We start from the raw sequence: 23,493 nt of genomic DNA, 5'->3' as shown, positions 1-23,493 counted from the left end.
TGTTAGGGGTGTTATGCGATAACAACACATAGGATGTCTGACCTTATTCAGGTTGCATGCATCACATGGGTTTGGGTTCAAATGTGTCGTAATTCCCCGTCGACGCATTGCCGGGGATTCCATCGCCATCGCCCCCCCCGGCATCGCGAGCCCGTCGCATGCCGCCGGCAAGGACCAGGAACAGCCGGGCCGCTGCTACGGCATCAACGCCTGCAAGGGCGAGCGCCTGTGTGCCACGGCGAAGAACGGTTGCAAGGGCCGGAACCAGTGCAAGGGCCAGGGCGTGATCGCCAAGACGCCGACGGAATGCATGGCGCCCGGCGGCACGCCGACCGAAAAAGAACAGGTCGTCACCGAAGAAGCGCAGGGCGGGCTCCGCGAGCCCGCGCGAACGCCGGCGTGACGCGACCGTTACCACGCACACCGATCGAATGAGCGAGCCATGTCAAGCGCCCGAAGGCGCTCGTCGGCGCGGGCGATCCCCCGTATGGGTCGGATCACCTCTCGTGGTCGCGCACCGGCCGTTTCAACTTGCACGGGCTGCGGCCTGCCGCTGGACGTGAACGACGTGCACGTCAGCGCCGCGAATCGCGGTTTCGATCCTTTCGCTTATCTCGACGGCATCCCCGCGCAGCACGTGCGCCAGGGTCCATCTCGCGGGCCACAGCCGGAGCAACCCGCCGCGCGCGTGGACGCTGGATGCCTTCCCGGATCACCGGGTTCTGCGCGAACTGGCGTGGATCGAGTGGTCGCTGGCGACGGCCTTCGTCGCGCGCGCCTGCGCGTGCTTGCGGCTGCGGATTTCGAAGCACTGCAGTTCGCCCGCGCCGCAGGGAGCTCCGGCGCGCTGTGCACGCGGCTCGCCGACTGGGCCTGGGCTGGCCTGGGCTGGGCGGCGCTGCTGGTGCCGCTGATTGCGAAGGGAGGGGGAGACTGGTCGCTGGACCGGATGATCGGGAGTTGGTGGGCTCGGGGAGCCCACCCTACCGCTGCGTCGAATTCGTAAAGTGGGCACCCTGTGCCCACCATGCGTCACGCGATTATTTACCTACGACTTTCACGATGCTCGACAGGTTCTTCGCCAGGTTCGCATCGCCACCGCGGGCCTCGAGCTTGCCGGCACCGTCGTTCCACTGCAGACGGGTCGTCGTGCCCTTGCCCTTCTCGTAATCGTACGACACGCCGTCGTCGTCATACAGGTCGAAGGACGCGTCGCGGCCCGGGTAGACCTTGATCGACGCGATACCCTGCTTCGTCGCGGTCGACTGGATGTCGGTGCCGAACGGGACGATCGAGCCGGCCTTCACGAACACCGGGATCTGCGAGATCGGTGCGGCGACCTTGACCCACTGGCCGCCGGCGAGCTTCTCGTCGGTCCAGAAGTTGTACCAGTCGGTGCCGGCCGGCAGATAGACGTTCTTCTCCGTCTGGCCCTGCTCCGTCACCGGCGCCACCAGGAACGCCGGGCCGAACATGTACTGCGTGCCGATGTTGGCGACGTTCGGGTCGTTCGGGAAGTCCATCCACAGGGCGCGCATGAACGGTGCGCCCGTGTCGTGCGTGAACTTGGCCTGGCTGTAGATGTACGGGATCAGCTGGTAGCGCAGCGTGTCGTAGCGGGCCAGGATGGTTTCCGCCTGCTTGCCGAAGGACCAGATGTCCGTGTGCTTGTGCTGGCCGTGCAGGCGCAGCGTGGGCAGGAACGTACCGTACTGGAACCAGCGGGTCAGCAGCTCCGGATAGTCGTCGTTCTGGCCGACGACGTCGCGCGCATCCGACGGATCGAGCAGCGGCGGCTTGGTGCCGTCGCTCTTGCCCGGGATGCCCTGCCAGCCGCCGATGTCGTTACCCCACAGCGCGATGCCGGAAGCCGTCATGTTCAGGCCCGTCGGGATCTGGCGCTGCAGCGCTTCCCACGTCGCGTTCACGTCCGAGGACCAGAACAGCGCGCCCGTGCGCTGCGAGCCGAGGTAGGCGGCGCGCGACAGGATCAGCACGCGCTTGTTCGGCTTCCACGTGCGCATGTTGTCGGCGAAGCCTTCCACGTGCAACAGCGGGAACAGGTTGTGGTAACGGTCGCCCGAGCCGATCGAATAGAAGTAGCCGTCCGGGACGAGGTCCGGTTCGGTCTCGTCCAGCCACGGGTAGTCAAAGCCGTGCGACAGGATGTTGTCGCGCGACTTCTCCCAGAACCACTGGCGCGCTTTCGGATTGGTCGCGTCGATCAGGCCGCCGGTGCGGTCCGAACGGAACGGCAGGCCGTCGACGGTCTTGCCGTCCTTGTCCTTCAGCAGATAGCCCTTCGCATCCAGCTCGTTGAAGTAGCGGCCCGCCGTTTCATAGCGCGGCCAGATCGAGACGATCGACTGCATGCCCATGTCGTGCAGCTGCTTGTTCATGCCGTCCGGGTCCGGGAACTCGGCCGGGTTGATGTCCATCTGGCCCATGCGGGTCCAGTAGAACCAGTCGACGACCATCACGTCGAGCGGGTATTTTTTCTGGCGATAGGTGTTCGCGACGCGCAGCACTTCCTGCTGGCTGTCGTAGCGCGCCTTCGACTGGATCAGGCCGAACGCGGCCTTCGGCGGGATCGGCGTCTTGCCGGTCAGGCGCGCGTAGCCCGAGTAGATCTCGTCGCTGGTCTTGCCGGTGATTACGAAGAACGACACGCGCTCGCCCACGTTCGACTGGAAGCTCGTGCGCCCGTGGATGCCCGCGTTGAAGCGCGTGACCGACGGGTTGTCCCACACGATGCCGTAGCCCTTCGACGACACCATGAACGGCACGCAGACGGATTCGCCGGTCGGCGCGTCGTACCAGTGCTTGCACTCGAGCGTGCGGCCGCGCAGGTCCAGGGGACCCGTCGATTCCTGGTTCTGGCCCATGCCGTAGTAATGCTCGTCGCGGGCAGCGGCAAACGACGCGCCGACCTGGTAGGTCTTCTCGCCGTTGACGGTCTGCGGCGACATCTCCCAGCCCTGCATCTCGAGGATCTGCTCGCCCTTGGCGTTCTTGACCTGCAGGCCCACCGGCGCCAGCGACGGCGCGAAGTATTTCTCCGGCTGGCTCGGCGTGCGCGCCGGCGGCGCCGCGTTCACGTGCACGGTCATGCCATTGGAGGTGAACGTGTCGCCGTCCTGGCCCGCGGCGTGGCGGAACGCGCCGTTGTCCGCGTTCTTCTTCAGGATGCCGTAGCCCGGCCCCTTGAGGACTTCGTCCTTGTCGACGGCGATCGTCACGTGGACGATGTTCGGGCCATACGCTTCCACCGACACCCAGGCACCGTTACGGTCCAGGGTGGTAAGCGGAGCGGCGAAGGCCGCGGGTACGAAGGCAAGCGCCGATGTTAGCGCAATCAGCGTGCGGTGCAGGGTAAGTCTCATCCAGTCCTCTATCGCAGGGGGTGAATCGGGCGACGCGTTCGCAAGTGGCGGCGATGGGCCGGAGAGGCTGTCATTACGGGCCGTATGACCCGTGGCACGCGCGTGGCGGGCGGTTTCGGACGTCTCCTCGGCACATTACCTGCCGGGAGCGGCGGCGTGCGCGTTATAGTTGAACTGTTATTGTCGCTGTTAGCGGTCACATACGCAATCGCTAAAAACGCCGGAAAGGGATAAAAATCTGCTTGAACCGCATTGCTATACGCTACCATAACGCGTTGATCGCGACACCTCAGCACATTGGGATGGCAGTTGCCCGGCGCGCCCTGGCAGCAAGGCGCGGCACGATCATTCCCATCTGTGTCAGTGTCGGCGCGAGCAAGGCCTCGTCACGGATGCCCGGCACCGTCGCGATACTGCCGGGGGCAGACCGCACCAGCCGCGCGGTGGCGCAACAATGGAGCGCATGGCCCTTACAGCCTGTCCGGCAACGTCGTGGATGGCGTGAGCTTAGGTTCGTCGAGAAGCTGGGCTTTATAAACCATAAGTTCGCTTTCGTCGATGTCGAATCGTTTCAGCCATTGTTCGGCTCCCCACCCTGTCAGACGGGGTTCGCCATTCTTTGACGCATAATGCAAATCGACTTTTGGCGCGCGCACCGATTGAAAGAGCTTGTTCGGCAACACGAGACAAGCTGGCTTCGGCTGGTCGGTCGGCGCTGCCTCGGGCTTGGGTCCGGCCTGGATCACGAGACCGGCACCGTAGTTATAGAGCGCGAACCAGTCCATTGGCAGTTCGGAGCGAATCGTCCCCAGTCCACCAACTTTCTCGACCATATCCTGGCTGACGGCCGTCAGCCAGGATATGGTCTTAATTCCTTGGTGCGCGGTACGGGAAGCGTCAATGGGCTGGCCAACATCGAGTCCATTCAGCTTTTCGGAAAGATATGCTTCGAAAGGCTGATTTTCGTCTTCTCGTACCACCGATACGACCAGACCATAGCCGGCGTAACCGTGAATGGCGTTCAGACGTCGTGCAAAGTTCACGAACATGGTCTGAAAGTCAGCCGGGTGTTCCTCGACATATAGCAGGGGCATGCTGAAACGCAGAGACGAAGTCCCGCGCACAATCATTTTCGCTTCCCAGCCGCGTCGACCAAACACCTGGAATTCCCACTCACCTGCTTCGTGCGGCTGTTCGCCGCTGATGTATGTGAAACTGACCAGGTCGTCTTCATCCATGCGCTTCATCATGGCGCGCATGGGCTTGGATTTTAAGTACGCAATTTTGTCCGGGCCTTCCGGCGGTTCGGCTCGCCAAAGCCAAGTTAAATGTTTTTTCGCAACTACTTCATACTCGTCAAAGCAAGCACAAATCGCTTCACGCACCTCCGGAACGTGCGCGTCGTTAAAGAACAGCGTCCCGGTCACGGCGGGCATACTCCCCACGTAGGTTTGTGCGCCTTGCTTCGTCAACAGACCGCCGGGAATGCGCATTTTTTCGGGATGCTCTCGCATCAATTCAACCGGATCGAAAGGTAAATCGGACATGGTGTTTCCTTATAAAGCCGGCGCTGGCACAGGCGGAGGCCGCTTGGTAAAAAGGGTGTACAAAATTCCGGCAATACTTGCTGCCGCACCTAGCTGTTCGACCGGAACCTTCGGCGGATCGGGATCAGGCTGATCACAGTCGCATTCTTCTGGCCCCATAACCACTACCTTCTTATCGTCACCGGCAATGTGTATGTACGCATCTTCCTGAGGCTTGGTAATTGTATCCGGCGGGAACTTTATCTCGACAACTTGTTTGATGTTGTCCTGAGTCGGAGGCTTACTGGGATCGTTTACGATAACGACGTCGGGCCGGCGAATATAGCCCTTCCCAGCCTTGAATCCGGGCCGCGTGTTGCCGTCTCCGTCCGGAATATGCCAATACTTCTTGATCCAGCCAGGCAGCCAATCATGTGCTCTCGTTTCGATCTCGCTATGCATTATTGGCGCCGGGGGCTCCTTCGTCATGTCGTAGTTCACCTCAGGTTTATACGGGCTCAGGTGTTTTAGGAGAGCGTCGAGGCTATTTAGTCGTCCAGACACGCACGATTGCTTCAGCGATCGGCCATCCTTGCCGACACCAGGCGTGTCTTTGCACTTGCATATGGCCGAGCACAAGACTTTCTTATCGACGTAATCGAGCTTGACACGATTGATATTAACAACTGTCGTTGTGCCGTCTCGCGACATACCGCCGGTAGCCAGTGGTGGAGTTGGTTTCGTGGGCTCGGTCATTGCTGCCCCAGAAGTTCCAAAGCCAATGCTTCGTTGACGTCACGCTCTACCCACTGCGTAAAACCGTCGGCGTCGGTCGTTCTTTCGAGATACTGGCCGCTCGTAGAACGCAGACGTACCCGCTCTCCTGCGACAGGCTCCCCGGTAGATGTCAGCAGCGGTTGTAAACTGATACAGGCAGCGATTGAAAACTGATACACCGATTTGAGAAGATGGCCGCTTTGCGGAGCGGCCTTGAAACCCAAAGAGGTGTACGTGGAAGTCAAGCTACTGAAGAAGCATGGGTTGAGCCTTCGGCAGATTGCCGCTGAAGTCGGCTGCGCAGTGAACACGGTGCGCCGGCATCTGGCTCTGGAGGCCGTGCCGAAGTACGAGCGCAAGGTCAAGCGCCAGACGAAGCTGGCGCAATTCGAGCGGTATCTGAGGGATCGGCAGCAGGCCGCCCAGCCCGATACGATTCCAGCCACGGTGCTGTACCGTGAGATCGCAGCGCGCGGCTACGAAGGCGGCATGAGCCAGCTGCGCGCCTTCATGCGCACGCTGCGCCCGACGCCGCCGGTAGATCCGGTGGTGCGTTTCGAGACGGCGATGGGCGAGCAGCTGCAGGTGGACTGGGTCGAGTTCCGCAAGGGCAGCGCGCCGCTGTATGCATTTTGCGCCACGCTCGGCTTTAGCCGGGCCAGCTATGTGGAGTTCGTCAGCAACATGAAGGTGGAAACCCTGATCGCTTGCCACGAGCGCGCTTTCGCTGCCTTCGGTGGCGTGACGCGGCGGGTCCTGTACGACAACATGAAGACGGTGGTACTGGAGCGCGACGCTTACGGCGAAGGCGAGCACCGCTTCCATGCCGGCTTCCTGGACTATGCCAGGCATAGCGGCTTTGTGATCAAGCTGTGCCAGCCGTACCGTGCCAAGACCAAGGGCAAGGTCGAACGCTTCAACGGTTATCTGCGCCGTTCGTTCTACGTGCCGCTGGTGAGCCGGCTGGCGCAGAGCGGCCAGAAGCTTGATGTCGTAACGGCCAACGTGGAAGTGGCTCACTGGTTGCAAGAAGTGGCCAATGCACGCATCCACGGCACCACCGGGGAGCCGCCAGCCGCGGCGTTGAAGCGGGAGTCGGAGCACCTGCAGCCACTGCCAGCACCGTGGCGGGCAGACATTGCGGCAGCCCGGCCGCAACCGGCAGTAACGGCGCCTGCGGCACCACGGCCGGCGGCAGTGGTGGAGCGGATCGCGCAACCTTCTCCGGTACAGCATCCGCTGCAGGTCTACGACGCGCTGCTGATGCGGGTATCGGAAGGAGTGGTGGCATGAATCTGCAGCATGAGCGGATCGCGGCGCTGTGCGAGAGCCTGAACCTGCCGTTCGTGGCGCAGGGCTACAGCGCCGCAACCCAGAAGGCAGCCAAGCAGGGAACGGCCTACAGCGACTTCCTGGAAGGCTTGCTGAGGGAGGAAGTAGCTGGACGCAATGTGCGCAAGCAAAGCACGCTGACCCGGCTGGCCGGATTCCCGGCAGTGAAGACGCTGGATGAGTTCAACTACGACTTTGCCAAGGGCGTCAAACGCAGCCAGGTCGAGGAGTTGGCCGGCCTGGGCTTCGTCGAACGGCATGAAAACGTGGTACTGGTCGGCCCCAGCGGCGTGGGCAAGACGCACTTGGCAATGGCCCTCGGTTACAAGGCCACGCAGGCCGGCATCAAGACGCGCTTCACGACGGCAGCCGACCTGTTGCTGGCGTTGACGACGGCGCACACGCAGAACAATCTGAAGGCGGTGATGCACCGCGCGATCAAGGCATATCGGCTCCTGATCATCGACGAGATCGGCTACTTGCCGATGAACCGGGAACAGGCCAATTTGTTCTTCCAGGTGATCGCGGCCATGTACGAGCGCAGCAGCCTGGTCGTGACCAGCAACCTGCCGTTCGGGCAATGGGACACGACCTTCGCGCAGGACACGACGCTGACTGCGGCCCTGCTCGACCGGTTGCTGCACCATGCGCATATCGTGCCGATTGCAGGGGAAAGCTATCGCTTGAAACACCAGCGACAGGCCGGAATGATGAGGGGGAACGACGTTGCAGAACTGGGCTGAACACGGACGGTGTTCGGCGACGGCGGTGTATCAGTTTTAAATCGCTGGCATGACGAAATCTGTATCAGTTTTCAATCGCCGTTGACATCCCGTCCGGACCGTGTGCGAAGACATTCGCCTCCGCCCTTTCATCGGAGACGCCCAACGGCGCCTGCCCGTCCGGCATCAGCGACGGGTGCGCCATTCTGCCTACGTGCCATAGCTGCAGGAAGATCGTGCCCCCTGCGCGGTGGACGCGTTCCGTCACCTTGCGCCAGCCCGCTCGCTGGGCTTCCGTGTAGATGCCAGGCGTCAGCGCGTAGCCGTTGCTCGATGGCGCAACGTCGGTCGCCTCGGTCACGAGCAGGCCGCCGCTTGCCCGTTGCGCGTAGTAAGTCGCCATGAGGTCGTTGGGAACATCGCCTTCGGACGCCCGCGTACGCGTCATGGGCGCCATCACGATCCGGTTCTTCAGCTGAACGGATCCGCCAAGCATAAAAGAGTCGAACAGGTCTATCATGGATTTCCTTCGGGTTGGTTCGGTCGAAAGAAAATCTTAATGTTCGATGGCCCCCGCGATCTACACACCAATCGGTTAGCAGAGAAATGAAGATCATGAAGCGATTGCCGGGCTTGCCGGTCGAGCGTGCGCTGGGTGTCCTCGCCGGACGCTGGAAAGCGGTGCTCTTGTATGTATTGTTGGACGGGCCGCAACGGACCCGTGATCTGGAGCGGCGTATCGTCGGGATATCGCAAAAGGTGCTGATCGAGCAGTTGCGCGCGCTGGAAGAACACGGGACGGTGACACGACGGTCGAGTGCCGGGGACCCCCAGGGCGTCGAGTACCAGCTCACGCCGCTCGGCGCAAGCCTGGAGCCTGTCCTGGAATCGCTCATCGATTGGGGGACGTTCCACGCCACCGAGCTCGACGAAGCGGACAGGCTTCTGCCCTGCGCCGCCGTCGTTCGACATCGCGCTGCCTGAAAGGCGTTCGCGACCGGAATGCGCCGCCCGCGCGCGGCGTTTATCGTTGGATGGGCGACCAGTTGAACCGCACGCCGTCGCTTCCATCCGGCACCGGCCCCGGACTGTCCGCCCGCACCGCATGCGTGACCGGATCGACACGCACGAACCGGTTCGTCACGAGCGACATCAGCACCAGTTCGCCGGTCGGCGTCTCGATCCACTGGAAGCTCTCCGCCTTGCCGGGCTTCCCTTTGCGCACGCCCACGTTACCCTTCGCGTCGACGCTGACCCAGGCCGCGCCGGACTGCAGGGTGACACGTCCGAGCCCCATGTCCTGCACCCGATACGGCGCCACCTTGCGGCCGGTCTTGAATTCCGCGAGCTGGATGCGCTGTCCGAACGGGATCGCGCGCATCAGGCCGTGCGGATTCGGCTGGTAGACGTCGATGCTGTCGAAATCCGCGTGCCCACCCGTCTTCCCGGACTGGTTGTAGTTGAAGAGGGCATAGCGCACGCCCTGGAACGTCTTCAGCTGGAACACCATCGTGAACGGCGCGCCGATCGGCGCGAAGTCCTTGCCGTCGACGGACCAGGAAAAGCGCGCCTGCTCCGTGAGGAAGTCGCAATCCGCGCGCAGCTGCACGCGCGTGGCGCCGGCCGGCAGCGGCACGCGCACGGTGCGGTCGGCTACCTGGTCGTACAGTGCCACTTGCAGGCCGGTCGCCGTCTTTTCCACGCCCAGCGTCGCATACGGAAGGTTCAGCAGGGCGAGACCGGCGACGTCGCCGTCCGCGAGTCCGGACGCATCCAGCGTCACTGTCGGCGACGAGCGCGGGCCGATGGCGCGCTGGGTCAGGCTGTTGCGCGCCTGCCAGAACGACGTCGCCGGCAGCGCGTGCAGGCGCAGGTAGCCGGGGCGCTCCGTCAGCGACCACTGGCCGTCGACCGGCACGTGGTTCCACTGCCAAAGCGGCTGCAAGGTCGTGCCCGAAAAATCGTCGCTGCGCGCAAACGGTACCGCGATCGGGGAGGGCGCGGCCGTCTTCGGCTTGACCCACGTGCGCGGGTTGCGGCCCAGGTTGCCGGGCAGGCCGAAGTACGGCCAGCCATCCTTCCACGTGATCGGCGAAAGGCTGAGCAGGCGGCCGACCGAATTAAAATCCATCATCGAGAAGCCCCACCATTCGCCGGCGGGCGTCAGCACGATGCCGCCCTGGTGCAGCGAGTTGCTGTTGCGGGCCGACGGGTCCGGCGGCTCGATCGCGGAGAGGGTCCTGTTGTCCTTCAGCCGGTAGCCCTGCGCCATGCCGAAGTCTTCGTCCTTGCTGATCGCCTGGTTCACTTCATACGGTCCATCGACCTTGTCCGCGCGCGCGGCGGGCATGCGGAAGCCGCCCGCGTAGTTGGCGGAGAGGATGTAGTACTTGCCCTGGATCTTGTAGATGTGCGCGCCTTCGCCCATGCCGGCGTCCTGCGCGAACAGCACTTTCTCGGTGCCGGGCACGATGTCCGTCAGGTCGTCCGTCAGCTGCGCGATGTGCATGCGCTGGTGGTCCCACACGACCCACGCCTTGCCGTCGTCGTCGAACAGGACGGACAGGTCGTGCAGGCTGCGCTTCATCTCGCGGTGCGTCCAGGGGCCGCGCGGATCGGTGGCGGAGAAGATCTGCGTGGCGCGGCCGTTCACGTTGCTGAAGATGTAGAACGTGCCGTTCCGGTAGCGCAGGCTCGGGGCCCAGATGCCCTGGCCATAGATGCTCTTGCCGTCCTCCAGGCGGTAGGCCGGGCCGAAGTCCAGCTTGTCGACGGCATAGCCGAGGAATTCCCAGTTCACGAGATCGCGCGAGCGCAGGATCGGCAGGCCGGGCATCGCGTGCATCGTCGTGCCGGTGAGGTAGAACCAGTCGCCCACGCGGATCATGTCCGGGTCGGAGAACTCGTCGTAGAACAGCGGGTTCGTGAACGTGCCGTTGCCGTTGTCCGGCGTCCAGGTGGACGTCGACAGGCCGGTGGCGGGGCGCGGTTCTTCCTGCGCGCGTGCGCCCATGCAGGCGAGGGCGGCGCAGAGGGCGAGGACCGTCGCGGCAAGGCGCGGCGGGCGGGGGCGGTGTGCGGTCATGTGCGGTCCGGTGGATTCAGGGCATCCGGCAATGTAGGGCATGCATGCTAGCGCTGTCAAAAGGGCGGTGTGGTGCCGGCGGCGGCAGGTGCACGGCGCGCCGGCGTCGCCAAGTCGTTGTTATTGCTGGCTTTTACGCGATAACCCGCCATCAGTTCTGCAACTAACCGACATGAGCGATACCCAACCCGATATCGGTCGCCAGGAAAAAATCATCGCTCCGCGGCTGTGCCGGACGGCGCGGTCAATGCTGGCCAGGCGCGGGCGGCTGTTCGGCGACCGACTGTAATGGCGCCGGAGGCGCCCCGGCCGTCATGCCCGGCGGCAGCGCCGCACGCACGGGCCGGCTGTGCAGGTTGGCGGAGGAGAGCACGTTGTCCGTCGTGCCCGGCGCGGCGTCCCACACGGGTGCGGCGATTCCCTCGAACACGGTTTTAAGTTGCTGGCCCCAGCTGGTGCGCAGCAGCTGGAAGTACTGGTTGTGTTCGTCGATGGTGACGAAGCGGGTGACGGCCAGGCTGCCGTCCTCGTACACGAGCAGGTCGAGGGGCAGGCCGACCGAGATGTTCGAGCGCAGGGTCGAATCCATCGAGATCAGGGCGCACTTGGCCGCGTCGTCCAGCGACGTGCGCGGCGTGACGACGCGGTCGATGATCGGCTTGCCGTATTTCGCCTCGCCGATCTGGAAATAGGGGTTTTCGTCGTGCGACTCGATGAAGTTGCCGGCCGAGTACACGTAGAACAGGCGGCAGCGCTCGCCCCGGATCTGGCCGCCGAACACGATGCTGATGTTGAAGTCGACGCCGTGCTCGGCCAGCCGGCTCGACTCCTGCCGGTAGATCGCGCGGACCGCTTCGCCGACGATGCGCGCGGCCTCGTACATGTCCGGTGCGGTCCAGATCGTCGTGCCGTTCTCGCTCACCCACGCCGACACGGTCTGGCGCACGGCCTGCGAGATCGCAAGGTTCCCCGCGGTCATCATGACCATCATGCGGTCGCCCGGGTTTTCGAAGACGGAGAGCTTGCGGAACGTGCCGACCTGGTCGACGCCGGCGTTCGTGCGTGAATCGGCAAGGAACACGAGGCCGGCCTCGAGGCGCATGCCCACACAGTAAGTCATCGGCGAAATCCGTAATGGTCGAGGAAAGCGGTCATTCTACACGGGGACGATCTGCGCCTCGACCCGCATGACTTCGTCGCCGCCGCCGCGCCGCATGCCGCGCACGGGGGCGGCCGATTCATAGTCGCGGCCGATCGCCAGGCGGCAGTACCCGTCAGTCATCAGGCGGTTGTGTGTCACGTCGATGCTGACCCAGCCCGTGAAGTCGGCATCCTCGGCCCAGGCGTCGACCCACGCATGGCTGGCCGCGTGGCCTGTCGATCCCGGATCGATGTAGCCGGACACGTAGCGCGCCGGTACCCCGTGCGCATGGCAGCAGGCGAGGAACACGTGGGCATGGTCCTGGCAGACGCCGGCGCCCAGCAGCATCGCCTCGGCGGCGGCCGTGTCCACGTGGGTGGCACCAGTCTGGTACGTGATCGCACCGTGGACGTGCGCGGCGAGCCGCAGCAGGTCGGCCGTCGTCACCGGGTTCCCGCGCGCCGGCAGGCAGGCCGCCGCGACGTCGGCCAGCGCCGTCGTCGGTTGCGTCAGCCGGGTGGGGACCGTGAAGATCAGCGGCGGCAGGCTGTCGTGGGCCTGCAGGCGCCCGCCGGGCAGCGGCACCGTCGCGACGATCCCTTCGACGAGGATGCGCACGGCGGTGTGCGGCGCGTTCAAGGTCAGCATGTGCGAGGCGTTGCCGTAAGCGTCCACGTAAGCGGCACAATGGCCGGGGGTCGCGATGTGCCAGGACAGCACCTGCTGTTGCGGCTCGGCGCGCGGCGTCAGGTGCAGTTGCTCGATACTGTAGGCCTGCGGCTGCGAATAGCGGTACAGGGTTTCGTGGCGGATGGACAGGTGCATGTCAGGCTCCCAGGGGGACGAGGAAATCGCGGCTGATGCCGTTGCCGAGCGCGTAGATGTTTTCCATGAAGGTGCCGAGCGTCTCGTCGATGCCGGCGGCCAGCACGTCCTCGATGCGCGCGAACTGCAGCTCGGCGTGCATCTTCCCCGCCAGCCGCTCCGTGCCGGCGGAGACGTCGTTGCGCACGGCCTTCAGGTTCGCGACGACCTGCTCCATGCAGGCGAGCAGGGAGCGCGGCATGTCGGCGCGCAGCATCAGCAGTTCGGCCACGCGCGCCGGCGTGATCGAATCGCGGTAGACCTTGCGGTAGATTTCGAAGCCGGCCACGGAGCGCAGCAGCGCCGCCCAGTAATAGAACTCGCGCTGCGTGAGCACGTCATGCGTGGCCGCGGCGCCGGCGCCGTGGTATTTCACGTCCAGCAGGCGGGCCGTGTTGTCGGCCCGCTCCAGGAACGTGCCGAGGCGGATGAACACGAGGGCCTCGTCGTCCAGCATGGTGCCGAGCGTGACCCCGCGCGCCAGGTGGCAGCGCAATTTGACCCAGTCGAAGAACTCGCCCGGGTCGGCGTCGAGGTTCGCGCCGAGGCGGTCGCGCAGCTCGATCCATGTCGCGTTCTGCGTTTCCCACACTTCCGTCGTGAGCACGCCGCGCACGGCCCGGGCGTTCTCGCGCGCCGCCGTCAGGCACGCCACGATCGACGACGGATTGGCCGGATCGCTCACCATGAAGGCGAGGACGTTCTTCGCGTCGAGCGTGCCGTAGGCGGCGTCGAACGCGCCCTGCAGCTCGGAGATGCCGAGGATGGCGCGCCACGCCTGTTCGGTGTCGAGGGCGGACTGCGGCAGCATGGCCGTCTGCACGGCGACGTCGAGCATGCGCGCCGTATTCTCGGCGCGCTCGGTGTAGCGCGCCATCCAGTACAAGTGGTCTGCGGTGCGGCTCAGCATCATTCCTCCAGTATCCAGGTGTCCTTGGTGCCGCCGCCCTGCGACGAGTTCACCACCAGCGAGCCTTCCTGCAGCGCGACCCGGGTCAGGCCGCCCGGCACCATCGAGATGGTCTTGCCCGACAGGACGAACGGACGCAGGTCGATGTGGCGCGGCGCGATGCCGCTTTCCACGTAGGTGGGGCACGCCGACAGGGCCAGGGTCGGCTGGGCGATGTAGCCGTCCGGGCGGGCGAGGAGGCGGCGCCGGAAATCCTCGATCTCCTGCTTCGAGGCCGCCGGCCCGATCAGCATGCCGTAGCCGCCGGCGCCGTGCACCTCCTTGACGACCAGCCGGTCGAGGTGGTCCAGCGTGTACGCGAGGTCTTCCGGCCGCCGGCACTGCCAGGTCGGCACGTTGTGCAGCAGCGGTTCTTCCGACAGGTAGAAGCGGATCATGTCGGGCACGTACGGGTAGATGGACTTGTCGTCGGCGACGCCGGTCCCGATGGCATTCGCCAGCGTGACGCGGCCGGCGCGGTAGACGGAGAGGAGGCCCGGCACGCCCAGCGTGGAATCGGCGCGGAATGCCAGGGGATCGAGGAAATCGTCGTCGAGGCGGCGGTAGATCACGTCGACGCGGCGCGGTCCGCGGATCGTCCGCATGTACACGGCGTTGGCGTCCACGAACAGGTCCTTGCCCTCGACCAGCTCGACACCCATCTGCTGCGCGAGGAACGCATGCTCGAAGTAGGCCGAGTTGTAGGTCCCGGGCGTCATGACGACGACGGTCGGGTCGAGCACGCCGGCCGGCGCGACGGAGCGCAGGTTCTCCAGCAGCATGTCGGGATAGTGCTCCACGGGCGCGACGCGGTGGCGCGCGAACAGTTCCGGGAACAGGCGCATCATCATCTTGCGGTCTTCCAGCATGTACGACACGCCGGACGGCACCCGCAGGTTGTCTTCCAGGACGTAGAACTCGCCTTCGCCGGCGCGCACGATGTCCACGCCCGCGATGTGCGCATAGATGTCGGACGCCACGCTGATGCCCTGCATCTCCGGGCGGTACTGCGCGTTCTGGTAGATCTGCTGCGCCGGGATGATGCCGGCGCGGACGATGTCCTGGCCGTGGTAGATGTCGTGCACGAACATGTTCAGCGCCTTGATGCGCTGCGCGAGGCCCGCCTGCAGCCGCGCCCACTCGTGCGCCGGTATGATGCGCGGGATCGTGTCGAACGGGATCAGCCGCTCGGTGCCGGCGCCGTCGCCGTACACGGCGAAGGTGATGCCGACGCGGCGGAACGTGAGGTCCGCCTCGGCGCGCTTGCGTTCGATCCGCTCGGGCGGCTGGTGCCTGAGCCAGTCGTCGAAGGCGCGATAGTGGTCGCGCACGGCGCCCGCGCCGTCCGCCGTCATCTCGTTGAAAAAGTCTGTCATGGCCGCCTTCCGTGATGTCGACACGGAAGTCGTATCAAGAAGCGTGCCAGCGGAATACGGCTGCGCCGCACGATTCCGGTGCAGGCGGTGCCGCGGCTTGACATCGCCCGCACGCACAGTAAGATCGCAGGATCCACCCAGCCGTACATACGATGACCCCTGTCTTTGCTTCCCCCCTCGTCCTGTTCGTCGCCTTCCCGGGCATGGGTCTGCTCGACCTGACCGGGCCGCAGACCGTGTTCTGGTGCGCCGCCAAGCGGATGGCGGAGCGGGGTCTCGTGCCGTACGAACGGCACACGGTCAGCGTGGACGGCGGCCTCGTGGTGACGGCCGAAGGCGTCGCACTCGACACGCTGCCGGCCGCGCAGTTCGCGGGGCGCGCGCTCGACACGATCCTCGTGCCCGGTGCGCCGGGCATCGCGGCCGTGCTCGCGGACGTGGGCACGACGGTCGACTGGATCGCCGGCGCCGCGCCGCATGCGCGCCGCGTCACGTCCGTGTGCACGGGCGCGTTCCTGCTCGCGCAGGGCGGGCTGCTGGATGGACGGCGCGTGGCGACGCACTGGAACATGGCGGACGTGCTGGAACAACGCTTCCCCGCGCTCGAAGTGGACCGCGAGGCGATCTTCGTGCGCCAGGATCCCGTGTGGACGTCGGCGGGCGTCACGGCCGGCATCGACCTCGCGCTGGCGCTCGTCGAAGAAGATTGCGGGCGCGCGCTCGCGATGGACGTCGCGCGCGAACTGGTCGTGTTCATGAAGCGCGCCGGCGGCCAGGCGCAGGAGAGCGAACTGCTGCGCGCCCAGGTGCGCGACGATGCGGCATTCGACGCGCTGCACGGCTGGATCCTCGACAACCTGCACGACGCCGGTCTCACCGTGGAACGCCTGGCCGCCCAGGTCCATATGAGTGCCCGCAACTTCGCCCGCGTCTACAAGCAGAAGACCGGCCGCCCGCCGGCGAAGGCGGTGGAACTGTTCCGCATCGGCGCGGCGAAGCGCATGCTGGAACAGTCGGAAGCGAATCTCGCCCAGATCGCCCGCCAGTGCGGCTTCGGCGACGAGGACCGCATGTGCACCGCGTTCCGGCGCCACCTGGACGAGACGCCTTCGGCCTACCGCAAGCGGCTCGCCGGCGCCGGCGCCTGAGCCTGCAGCCAGTTGCCGATGCGGCTGGCGCCGAGGCGCGCGGGGCCCTGCGGCACCAGCGTGTCCTCCTTGAGCTCCGCGCCGAAATAGCGCGCGTGGACGTCGGCGCGCACCGTGCGCGTGTCGCCCCTGGCCGCGAGGTAGTCGCGCACGAGGTCGGACAGGCGGAAGCGGTCCGGCCCCGCGATCTCGACGATGCCGTTCACGGGCGCACCGAGGACCACATCCGCCAGCGCCGCCGCCACGTCGTCCGAGGCGATGGGCTGGATGAACGCGGGCGACAGGGCGATCGTGTCGTCCTGGCCCGCCGCCGCGGCCGCAGTTGCAACCGCGCCGAGGAATTCGAAGAACTGCGTCGAGTGCACGATGGTGTACGGCAGGCTTGATGCGCGAATGAGCTCTTCCTGCGCGATCTTGGCGCGGAAGTAGCCGCTCTCGGCGAGGCGCTGCGTGCCGACGACGGACAAGGCCACGTGGTGCCGCACGCCCGCCCGGCGTGCGGCGGCCAGCAGGTTGCGGCCCGAGGTCGTGAAGAATTCGAGGACGGCGTCGTCCGCGAACGACGGCGAGTTCGCCACGTCCACGACGACGTCGCAGCCTTCCAGCGCGGCGTCCAGGCCTTCGCCCGTCAGCGTGTTCACGCCCGAGTTGGGGGACGCGGCCAGCGCTTCATGGCCGCGGGCGCGCAGCAGGGTCACGAGCTTGCTGCCGATGAGGCCCGTGCCGCCGATGACGACGATGTTCATGGATGTCTCCTTGTCAGGCGAGGTTGGCGCGGTCCAGGCCGAAGTCCTTGTCGTACGAACCCGGCACCGCCTGGAACGCGACGTTGATGCGGTTCCACGCATTGATCGCCATGATCTCGTACGTCAGGTCCACGAGTTCCTGCTCCGTGAGCTGGGTGCGCACGCGCTCGTAGATCTCGTCCGGCACGCCCTGGCGCGACAGCGTCGTCAGCGCTTCCGTCCACGCCAGCGCCGCCCGTTCGCGCGGGGCGAACAGGGTCGATTCGCGCCACGCGGCCAGATGGTGCAGGCGCAGCGCGCGCTCGCCGTGGATCGTGGCCTGCTTCACGTGCATGTCGATGCAGAAGGTGCAGCCGTTGATCTGCGACGCGCGGATGGCGACGAGGTCGCGGATGCTTTCCTCGATGCTGCCGTCGTTGATCAGGGTGCCCAGCTCGACGAGCTTCTTGAAGAGGGCGGGGGACTGCTTGAGGTAGTTGATACGCTGGGTCATCTCGTTCTCCTTGGTGGTTGTGGTACGACAGGAGTGTAGGCAGCGCGCCGCGCGGCCGGTAGGCGGCTGGCCGGCCGCACGGTGGTGCCGAAAACGCACCAATGAGCGCACCAATGAGCGCACCAATCAGCGCGACAGGCGCACCCCGGCGACGACGAGCAGCAGCGCGGGTCCCAGGCGCCACCAGCTGCCTGCGGCCACGGCGCCCGTGACGGCCAGCGCGAGCGTGGACAGCACGGGCGTCAGGTAGGACAGAGACCCGATCGTCGCCGCGCGGCCCAGGCGCATGGCGCGGTCCCACAGGACGAACGAGAGACCGAGCGGCCCGATGCCGATGGCGGCCATGCCGGCGAGCTCCGTCCCGGACGGCCGGTACGGCGGTTCGAACAGCGCGTGCGCCGCCAGCGCGAGCAGGCCGGCGCCGAGGCAGAAACCGCCCGTGGCCCAGGACGAATAGGCGGGCAGGCGGGACGGCGCCAGCGAATACACGGCCCACGTGAACGCCGCGAGCACGGCGAGCGCGTAGCCGGCGAGATGCGTGACGGTGGGCGCGGACGGCGCGATGACGAGCGCCCCGCCCGCGAAGGCGATGATGCAGCCGGCCAGCTGGCGCCGCCGCAGCGGCACGGCGCGCTGGGCCAGCACGACGATCAACAGCGGCCACAGATAATTCAGCAGGTTCGCCTCGGCGATCGGCGCGAGCCGGAACGCGGCCACGAGGCTCGCGTGGTACAGGAACAGGCTGGCGATCCCGAAACCCAGGATGGCGGCCGGCACCCTCCATTCGCGCCACCGGTGGATGGAAGCGAGGCCGCCGCAGCACAGCGCGACGCCCGTCAGCAGCAGCGGCGGGGCGTCGCCCGCCAGGCGCACGAGGGCCGCGAACAGCGCCCACAGCAGGATGGCGCCGAGCGCGCATGCCCAGGCGGTCCGGCTCATGGCTGGCCTCCGCCCGCCAGGTCGGGATCGTCGAGGCCGAGGGCGCGGATGCGCTGCGAGATGTCGTCGACGAAGACGCGCACGCGCATCGGCATGTGGTGCCGGCTCAGGTAGCACAGGAAGTGGCCGCGGTCGTCCGGCGCGTACTCGGCCAGGCAGGCGACGAGGCGCCCGGCGCGCAGGTGGTCGCGGATCTGGTAGCCGGCCATCTGCGCGATGCCGTCGCCGTCGAGGACGGCCTGCAGCACGAGGTCGGCGTCGTTGAAGCAGATCCATCCTTGCGGCGTGTGCTTGTGCACGGCGCCGTCGACCTTGAATTCCCAGTCGAACAGGCGGCCCGACGCGAAGCGGAAGTTGACGCAGCCGTGACCCGCCAGTTCGTCCGGCGTGCGCGGCAGGCCGTGGCGCTGCGCATACGCGGGCGATGCGCACACGAGCATGCGCATCGGGACGAGCTTCTTGGCGACGATCTGGCTGTCGTCCATGCGGCCGTTGCGGAAGGCCACGTCGATGCGGTCGGACGTGAAATCGGTGGGGCGGTCGTCGAGGATCAGGTCCACGGTGATGTCCGGGTAGCGCGCATGAAAATCCTTCAGCAGCGGCGCGACGATCTTGCGCCCGAAGCCCACGGTGGACGAGATGCGCAGGTGCCCGCGGGGGATGCCCGTACGCAGCTCGCGCATCTCGTCGAGCGCCTGGAAGATGCGGTCGACGCCGGGCCGGCAGCCCTCGAAGAAGCGCTGGCCCTCGGCCGTGAGGGCCGTGCTGCGCGTCGTGCGCAGGAACAGCCGCGTGTCGAGCTGGGTCTCCAGTTTCAGCACGCTGCGGCTGACGGCGGAGCGCCCGATGCCGAGCCGCTCGGCCGCCCGGGCGAAGCTCCCTTCGTGGACGACGGCCATGAATGCGACCACGCCCGCATACGTCGTGGCGAAGCTGGAGGCCAGCGCGTCGTTGCGGTCGGGGCTGGGAAGAACGGAAGTGAGGCTGCGGGGCACGGCTGTCCTGTCGGTACGCAAGTACGCCGATGGTAGGCCTGCTCCCTTCCAGCGGCAATGACAAGAATCCCCGGTTTCCTGCCAGCGCCGCCCGCGCCGATTGGTGTTTTTGCGGCACCGGCTTGCGTCCCCGCCGGCGCCTGTCGCAGGGCGGGCGCGCTGTCTACACTGGCGTTTTCACGCACAACAAGGACCTCGATCATGTTCCGCCACCTTCCCCTCGCCCTGGCCGCCTGCGCGACGCTCGCCCACGCGGCCCCGCCCGAACCCGTCGTCAAGACGCTGATGAACCAGGCCCTGTCCGACGCGCCGGGCAAGGAAGTCATGACGCTCACCGTCGACTACGCGCCCGGCGCGGCCGACCCCGTGCACCGCCACGACGCGCACGGCTTCGTCTACGTGCTCGAAGGGACCATCGTCATGGGTGTGGAGGGCGGCAAGGAAAAGACGCTGCGCGCCGGCGAGACTTTTTATGAAGGGCCGCGCGACGTGCACACGGTCGGCCGCAATGCGAGCAAGACGAAGCCGGCGCGCTTCGTCGTGTTCTTGCTGAAGGACAAGGACAAGCCGGCGCTCATCCCGGTGGGGAACCACTGACGGCAGCGAGCAGCTGCGCCATGTCGACGGGCTTCACCAGGCGCACGTCGAAGCCCGCGTCCAGCGCCTGGCCGCCGTCGTGCTCGATGCCCCAGCCGGTCACGGCGACGAGCCGCACGGCCGCGCCCCACGGCTGTTCGCGTACCCAGCGCGCGACCTCGTAGCCGTTCGCGCCCGGCATGCCGATGTCCAGCACCATCACGTCCGGGCGGTGCGCTTCGGCCAGTGCCATCGCGGTGATGCCGTCGAACCCCGTGTGGACCGTGTGTCCCTCGGCTTCCAGCAGCAGCGCCAGCAGGTTCGCCGCGTCGGCATTGTCGTCCGCGAGCAGCACGCGCAGGCCGCGGGCGCCGCCGTCGGCCGCCGGTGCGCCGGATGCGGCGGCAGGCGCGGATTGCGCGAGGGCGGGCAGGGTCACGCGGATGCGCGTGCCCTGGTCCGCGCCCGCGCTGAACGCGCGCACGGTGCCGCCATGCAGGCCGACGAGCGAGCGCACGACCGCGAGGCCGATACCCAGGCCGGGCGTGCCGCCGTGTGCCTTCGTCTCGCCCTGCGAGAACATCTCGAACACGCCGTCCAGCCGGTGCGGCGCGATGCCGATGCCGTCGTCGGCGACCTCGATCACCGCGTCCAGGTCTTCGCGCGCCACGCGCACCTCGATGTGTCCCGGCGCCGGCGTGAACTTGGCGGCATTGACGAGCAGGTTGGCGACGACTTGCGTCAGGCGGACCTCGTCGCCGACGACCATGACCGGTTCCGCCGGCAGCGACAGGCGCAGGCCGTGGCCCTTGCCCTCGAGCGCGGGCAGGGCGTTCTCGCACGCGAGTTCGGCGATCCCGCGCACGTCGAGCGGCGCCCGTTCGAGTTCGATGCGGTTGTGGGCGATGCGGCTCAGGTCCAGCAGCTCGTCCAGCATCTTCGCCATGTGGCCGATCTGGCGGTCGATCACGTCGATGGCGCGGGCGCGCGCGGCGGCGTCGTCCGGGGCCTGGCGCAGCAGCGCGATCGAATAGCGCGCGGCGCCCAGCGGGTTGCGCAGCTCGTGCGCGAGGATCGCCAGGAATTCGTTCTTCTGGCGGTCGGCGCGTTCCAGTTCCCCGGTCTTGCGTTCCAGGTTCTGGCGCGTCTCGATGTCGGCCGTGACTTCGCGCGCCGTGCCGATCACCATGGACGGCTTGCCGTCCGCGCCGCGCAGCACGCGCGCGCTCGACGCGATCCAGCGCACGATGCCGTCGGCGCCGCGGAAGCGGTATTGCATGCGGTAGTGGTCCGCACCCGCGAACGCGGCCTTCCACGCGTCGATCACGTGGGGCCGGTCCTCGTCGTGGATGTCGGCCAGCCAGGCGTCCACGGTCGCCGGCGCATGGCCGGGCGGCTGGCCCAGCATCGGCCCGAGGTCGCTGGAGGCGGCGATCGTGCGGTCGCGCGGATCGTACTGCCACGTCGCCATCCCGGCCGACCGCAGCGCGATCTCCAGGCGCGCCTGCGCCTGTTCGGCCCGCGCGCGCTGCGCCACGTTGTCGAGGCAGGCGCGCACCGCATAGCCGATGCGCGGGTAGTGCTTGGGCGTCTTGGTGATGTAGTCGTCGAGGCCTTCCTTCATGGCCTCGACGGCGATTTCCTCGTTGCCGCTCGCCGTGAACATGATCACGGGACGCGCGGGGAAGCGGCGTTTCAGCTCGCGCAGGACCGTGATGCCGTCCGTGAAGCGCAGGCGGTAGTCCGTGATGGCGATGTCGAAGCGGCCGTCATCGAGCGCCGCGGCCAGCGTCTCCGGGCTGCCCGCCTCGGTGATGCGGACGTCGGGAAAATGCCGCCCCAGCTCGCGCGCGACGAGCGCCCGGTCGTCCGGGCTGTCGTCGACGAGGAGGGCGGCGAACGTCACACGGGCTCCGGCGGCGCGGGCAGGTCGACCGCGAACGTGGCCCCGCTGCCCGGCGCCGACTCCACGGCGACGCGGCCGCCCATGCGCTCGACGCCCTTCTTGACGATCGCGAGGCCGATCCCGGTGCCCGGGTATTCCTCCTCGCTGTGCAGGCGTTCGAACACGTTGAAGATGCGGGCCTGGGCCGGCGGCGCGATGCCGATGCCGTCGTCGGCCACGGTGACGCGCACCATCGATCCCGCTGCGCTGGCGCCGATGCGCACGACGGGCGTCTCGCCGGGCCGCACGAACTTGACGGCGTTCGACACGAGGTTCGTCAGCGCCTGCACGAACGTCTCGGCGGTGCGCTCGCACGGTCAGGCCGTCCGGCACGTCGATCTGCAGCCGGGCCTTCGCCTGCTGGATCTCGGCGTGCAGCGCGGCCGTCACTTCGTGCAGCGCTTCGGTGACGACGACGTTTTCGGTGGCGATCTCGGTGCGCGACAGGCGCGCGAATTCGAGCAAATCGGACACCATCGTGTCGACGCGGTGCGCGACGGCCTCGATGCGGCCGATGTACAGGCTCGCCTTGTCGAGGTGGCCCTCGGCGAAATCCTGCTTGAGGACATTGGCATAGCCCTGGATCGTGCGCAGCGGCTCGCGCATGTCGTGCGAGACGGAGAAGCCGAACGTCTCCAGCGCCTCGTTCGCCTCCTGCAGCTGGCGCGTGCGCGTGGCGATGCGCTGTTCCAGGTCGGCGTTCAGGCGCAGGATCTCCAGTTCGGCGCGGCGCAGCGATGTTACGTCGTCCACGATGCCGTCGACCGCGTCGTGCCCGTTCACGCGCACGCGCACGAGCTTGACCTTGAAGGCGCGGCCGCCCATGTCGAGGTCGCCCGCGTCGAGCTGCAGGTCGGCCGCATCCAGCGTCGCCTTCAGTTCCGGTATGTGCTGCCGCACATCCTCGATCAGCGGGTGGTGCGCCGCCTTCGTGAATTCGCCGGACCCGAGGCCCAGCATGCTCCAGAACGCGCGGTTGCCTTCCTCGATCTCCCCTTCGAGCGAAATGCGGAAGACGCCCACCTGGATGTTCTCGAGCAGCGATGCGAGCCGCGTCTCGCTGCGGATGGCGCGCGAGCGGATCTCGGTGCGGTCGAGGCAGGTGCGCACGGCGACGGGCAGCCGCGCGTAGTGGCGCGGGCTCTTGATGACGTAGTCGTCCAGGCCGTGCTTCATGGCTTCCACCGCGATCTCCTGGGTGCCCGTCGCGGTGAACATGATGACGGACAGTTGCGGAACGTGCGCCTTGATCAGCTTGAGCGCGTCCAGGCCCGTCGTCCAGCGCATCTGGTAGTCGGTGATGACGAGGTCGAACGGGAAGCCGGCTTCGGCGACCTGTTCGAAGCCTGCGCGGTCGCCCACTTCCGTCGACTGGCACTCCGGAAAATGGCGTTCGAGTTCGCGGCGGGCGAGCAGGCGGTCGTCGGGATTGTCGTCGAGGAGGAGGAAGCGCAGGGGCATGGTGGGGTCGCGGACGGGGCTTGTCGTGGTGCAAG

The 23,493-nt window shown here is 66.7% G+C and carries 21 protein-coding genes; 7 read left to right on the top strand and 14 right to left on the bottom strand.

Annotated features, from left to right (window positions below):
* Positions 1-52: 52 nt before the first annotated feature.
* Together bufA2 and ACL58G_RS23860 are read left to right on the top strand one after the other, a co-directional pair.
* Positions 53-403, top strand: coding sequence for a BufA2 family periplasmic bufferin-type metallophore (bufA2, locus tag ACL58G_RS23865; protein WP_440963393.1), 351 nt, complete (start codon positions 53-55; stop codon positions 401-403).
* 39 nt (positions 404-442) lie between these two features.
* Positions 443-1,006, top strand: coding sequence for a multinuclear nonheme iron-dependent oxidase (locus ACL58G_RS23860; RefSeq protein WP_440963392.1), 564 nt, complete (start codon positions 443-445; stop codon positions 1,004-1,006).
* 34 nt (positions 1,007-1,040) lie between these two features.
* Here ACL58G_RS23860 and ACL58G_RS23855 read toward each other — a convergent pair whose 3' ends face one another.
* From ACL58G_RS23855 to ACL58G_RS23845, 3 genes are all read right to left on the bottom strand, one after another.
* Positions 1,041-3,383, bottom strand: a complete 2,343-nt coding sequence (locus ACL58G_RS23855; RefSeq protein ID WP_413388091.1) for a glycoside hydrolase family 31 protein — start codon at positions 3,381-3,383, stop codon at positions 1,041-1,043.
* Positions 3,384-3,853: 470 nt separating this feature from the next.
* Complete coding sequence (locus tag ACL58G_RS23850) at positions 3,854-4,930, bottom strand: type VI immunity family protein (RefSeq protein WP_413388090.1); 1,077 nt, start codon at positions 4,928-4,930, stop codon at positions 3,854-3,856.
* Between the two features lie 9 nt (positions 4,931-4,939).
* On the bottom strand, positions 4,940-5,665 hold the full coding sequence (locus tag ACL58G_RS23845) for a VRR-NUC domain-containing protein (RefSeq protein ID WP_413388089.1): 726 nt from the start codon (positions 5,663-5,665) through the stop codon (positions 4,940-4,942).
* Between the two features lie 234 nt (positions 5,666-5,899).
* Here ACL58G_RS23845 and istA point away from each other — a divergent pair, with 234 nt between their 5' ends.
* On the top strand, positions 5,900-6,979 hold the full coding sequence (istA, locus tag ACL58G_RS23840) for an IS21 family transposase (protein WP_440962794.1): 1,080 nt from the start codon (positions 5,900-5,902) through the stop codon (positions 6,977-6,979).
* Positions 6,976-7,761, top strand: a complete 786-nt coding sequence (gene istB / locus ACL58G_RS23835) for an IS21-like element helper ATPase IstB (protein WP_413382469.1) — start codon at positions 6,976-6,978, stop codon at positions 7,759-7,761. The genes istA and istB overlap by 4 nt, the downstream gene beginning before the upstream one ends.
* A gap of 64 nt (positions 7,762-7,825) precedes the next feature.
* On the opposite strand, the gene ACL58G_RS23830 is transcribed toward istB, so the two are convergent.
* Positions 7,826-8,260: an oxidoreductase gene (locus ACL58G_RS23830; protein ID WP_440963391.1), complete on the bottom strand. Its 435-nt coding sequence runs from the start codon at positions 8,258-8,260 to the stop codon at positions 7,826-7,828.
* An 86-nt stretch (positions 8,261-8,346) separates the two neighbouring features.
* Here ACL58G_RS23830 and ACL58G_RS23825 point away from each other — a divergent pair, with 86 nt between their 5' ends.
* Complete coding sequence (locus ACL58G_RS23825; RefSeq protein WP_413388096.1) at positions 8,347-8,724, top strand: winged helix-turn-helix transcriptional regulator; 378 nt, start codon at positions 8,347-8,349, stop codon at positions 8,722-8,724.
* 40 nt (positions 8,725-8,764) lie between these two features.
* Here ACL58G_RS23825 and ACL58G_RS23820 read toward each other — a convergent pair whose 3' ends face one another.
* The 5 genes from ACL58G_RS23820 to ACL58G_RS23800 all read right to left on the bottom strand — a co-directional run bounded on the left by ACL58G_RS23820 (position 8,765) and on the right by ACL58G_RS23800 (position 15,155).
* On the bottom strand, positions 8,765-10,825 hold the full coding sequence (locus ACL58G_RS23820; protein WP_440963390.1) for a family 43 glycosylhydrolase: 2,061 nt from the start codon (positions 10,823-10,825) through the stop codon (positions 8,765-8,767).
* 244 nt (positions 10,826-11,069) lie between these two features.
* Positions 11,070-11,945 carry a peptidase gene (locus ACL58G_RS23815; RefSeq protein WP_413388098.1) on the bottom strand — a complete coding sequence of 292 codons (876 nt, stop codon included), beginning with the start codon at positions 11,943-11,945 and terminating at the stop codon, positions 11,070-11,072.
* 36 nt (positions 11,946-11,981) lie between these two features.
* Positions 11,982-12,791, bottom strand: a complete 810-nt coding sequence (locus ACL58G_RS23810) for a transglutaminase family protein (RefSeq protein ID WP_440963389.1) — start codon at positions 12,789-12,791, stop codon at positions 11,982-11,984.
* 1 nt (position 12,792) lies between these two features.
* A complete protein-coding gene (locus tag ACL58G_RS23805) occupies positions 12,793-13,740 on the bottom strand; it encodes an alpha-E domain-containing protein (RefSeq protein WP_440963388.1) in 948 nt (315 codons plus the stop codon).
* The gene (locus ACL58G_RS23800; RefSeq protein ID WP_413388101.1) at positions 13,740-15,155 is read right to left on the bottom strand and encodes a circularly permuted type 2 ATP-grasp protein; all 1,416 of its coding nucleotides are present in this window, start codon (positions 15,153-15,155) and stop codon (positions 13,740-13,742) included. The genes ACL58G_RS23805 and ACL58G_RS23800 overlap by 1 nt, the downstream gene beginning before the upstream one ends.
* Before the next feature lie 152 nt (positions 15,156-15,307).
* Here ACL58G_RS23800 and ACL58G_RS23795 point away from each other — a divergent pair, with 152 nt between their 5' ends.
* Complete coding sequence (locus ACL58G_RS23795; RefSeq protein ID WP_440963387.1) at positions 15,308-16,303, top strand: GlxA family transcriptional regulator; 996 nt, start codon at positions 15,308-15,310, stop codon at positions 16,301-16,303.
* Here the strand turns inward: ACL58G_RS23795 and ACL58G_RS23790 are convergent.
* The 4 genes from ACL58G_RS23790 to ACL58G_RS23775 all read right to left on the bottom strand — a co-directional run bounded on the left by ACL58G_RS23790 (position 16,270) and on the right by ACL58G_RS23775 (position 19,476).
* Entirely contained in the window at positions 16,270-17,049 is a 780-nt protein-coding gene (locus ACL58G_RS23790) for an SDR family oxidoreductase (protein WP_440963386.1), read from the bottom strand. The two genes, ACL58G_RS23795 and ACL58G_RS23790, sit on opposite strands and share 34 nt — an antisense overlap.
* A gap of 13 nt (positions 17,050-17,062) precedes the next feature.
* Complete coding sequence (locus ACL58G_RS23785) at positions 17,063-17,542, bottom strand: carboxymuconolactone decarboxylase family protein (RefSeq protein WP_440963385.1); 480 nt, start codon at positions 17,540-17,542, stop codon at positions 17,063-17,065.
* Between the two features lie 126 nt (positions 17,543-17,668).
* Positions 17,669-18,481 (bottom strand): DMT family transporter, encoded by an 813-nt coding sequence (locus ACL58G_RS23780; RefSeq protein WP_413388105.1) that lies wholly within the window; start codon positions 18,479-18,481, stop codon positions 17,669-17,671.
* Complete coding sequence (locus ACL58G_RS23775; RefSeq protein WP_440963384.1) at positions 18,478-19,476, bottom strand: LysR family transcriptional regulator; 999 nt, start codon at positions 19,474-19,476, stop codon at positions 18,478-18,480. Before ACL58G_RS23775 ends, ACL58G_RS23780 begins: the two co-directional genes overlap by 4 nt.
* A 201-nt stretch (positions 19,477-19,677) precedes the next feature.
* Here ACL58G_RS23775 and ACL58G_RS23770 point away from each other — a divergent pair, with 201 nt between their 5' ends.
* Entirely contained in the window at positions 19,678-20,073 is a 396-nt protein-coding gene (locus ACL58G_RS23770) for a cupin domain-containing protein (RefSeq protein WP_440963383.1), read from the top strand.
* Here the strand turns inward: ACL58G_RS23770 and ACL58G_RS23765 are convergent.
* Positions 20,051-23,458 (bottom strand): response regulator, encoded by a 3,408-nt coding sequence (locus ACL58G_RS23765; RefSeq protein ID WP_440963382.1) that lies wholly within the window; start codon positions 23,456-23,458, stop codon positions 20,051-20,053. The genes ACL58G_RS23770 and ACL58G_RS23765 overlap by 23 nt on opposite strands.
* Positions 23,459-23,493: the final 35 nt, after the last annotated feature.

The organism is Massilia sp. GER05 (assembly GCF_052056005.1).
GTDB lineage: Bacteria > Pseudomonadota > Gammaproteobacteria > Burkholderiales > Burkholderiaceae_D > Telluria > Telluria orientalis.
The sequence above is the reverse complement of the archived record's forward strand: the minus strand, read 5'-3'. Positions and strand labels throughout refer to the sequence as shown.

Coding starts and splice junctions, on each gene's coding strand:
- ACL58G_RS23860 (WP_440963392.1), top strand. CDS start 443: ATGTCAAGCGCCCGAAGGCGCTCGTCGGCGCGGGCGATCCCCCGTATG.
- ACL58G_RS23855 (WP_413388091.1), bottom strand. CDS start 3,383: ATGAGACTTACCCTGCACCGCACGCTGATTGCGCTAACATCGGCGCTT.
- ACL58G_RS23850 (WP_413388090.1), bottom strand. CDS start 4,930: ATGTCCGATTTACCTTTCGATCCGGTTGAATTGATGCGAGAGCATCCC.
- ACL58G_RS23845 (WP_413388089.1), bottom strand. CDS start 5,665: ATGACCGAGCCCACGAAACCAACTCCACCACTGGCTACCGGCGGTATG.
- istB (WP_413382469.1), top strand. CDS start 6,976: ATGAATCTGCAGCATGAGCGGATCGCGGCGCTGTGCGAGAGCCTGAAC.
- ACL58G_RS23830 (WP_440963391.1), bottom strand. CDS start 8,260: ATGATAGACCTGTTCGACTCTTTTATGCTTGGCGGATCCGTTCAGCTG.
- ACL58G_RS23825 (WP_413388096.1), top strand. CDS start 8,347: ATGAAGATCATGAAGCGATTGCCGGGCTTGCCGGTCGAGCGTGCGCTG.
- ACL58G_RS23820 (WP_440963390.1), bottom strand. CDS start 10,825: ATGACCGCACACCGCCCCCGCCCGCCGCGCCTTGCCGCGACGGTCCTC.
- ACL58G_RS23815 (WP_413388098.1), bottom strand. CDS start 11,945: ATGACTTACTGTGTGGGCATGCGCCTCGAGGCCGGCCTCGTGTTCCTT.
- ACL58G_RS23810 (WP_440963389.1), bottom strand. CDS start 12,791: ATGCACCTGTCCATCCGCCACGAAACCCTGTACCGCTATTCGCAGCCG.
- ACL58G_RS23805 (WP_440963388.1), bottom strand. CDS start 13,740: ATGCTGAGCCGCACCGCAGACCACTTGTACTGGATGGCGCGCTACACC.
- ACL58G_RS23800 (WP_413388101.1), bottom strand. CDS start 15,155: ATGACAGACTTTTTCAACGAGATGACGGCGGACGGCGCGGGCGCCGTG.
- ACL58G_RS23795 (WP_440963387.1), top strand. CDS start 15,308: ATGACCCCTGTCTTTGCTTCCCCCCTCGTCCTGTTCGTCGCCTTCCCG.
- ACL58G_RS23790 (WP_440963386.1), bottom strand. CDS start 17,049: ATGAACATCGTCGTCATCGGCGGCACGGGCCTCATCGGCAGCAAGCTC.
- ACL58G_RS23785 (WP_440963385.1), bottom strand. CDS start 17,542: ATGACCCAGCGTATCAACTACCTCAAGCAGTCCCCCGCCCTCTTCAAG.
- ACL58G_RS23780 (WP_413388105.1), bottom strand. CDS start 18,481: ATGAGCCGGACCGCCTGGGCATGCGCGCTCGGCGCCATCCTGCTGTGG.
- ACL58G_RS23770 (WP_440963383.1), top strand. CDS start 19,678: ATGTTCCGCCACCTTCCCCTCGCCCTGGCCGCCTGCGCGACGCTCGCC.
- ACL58G_RS23765 (WP_440963382.1), bottom strand. CDS start 23,458: ATGCCCCTGCGCTTCCTCCTCCTCGACGACAATCCCGACGACCGCCTG.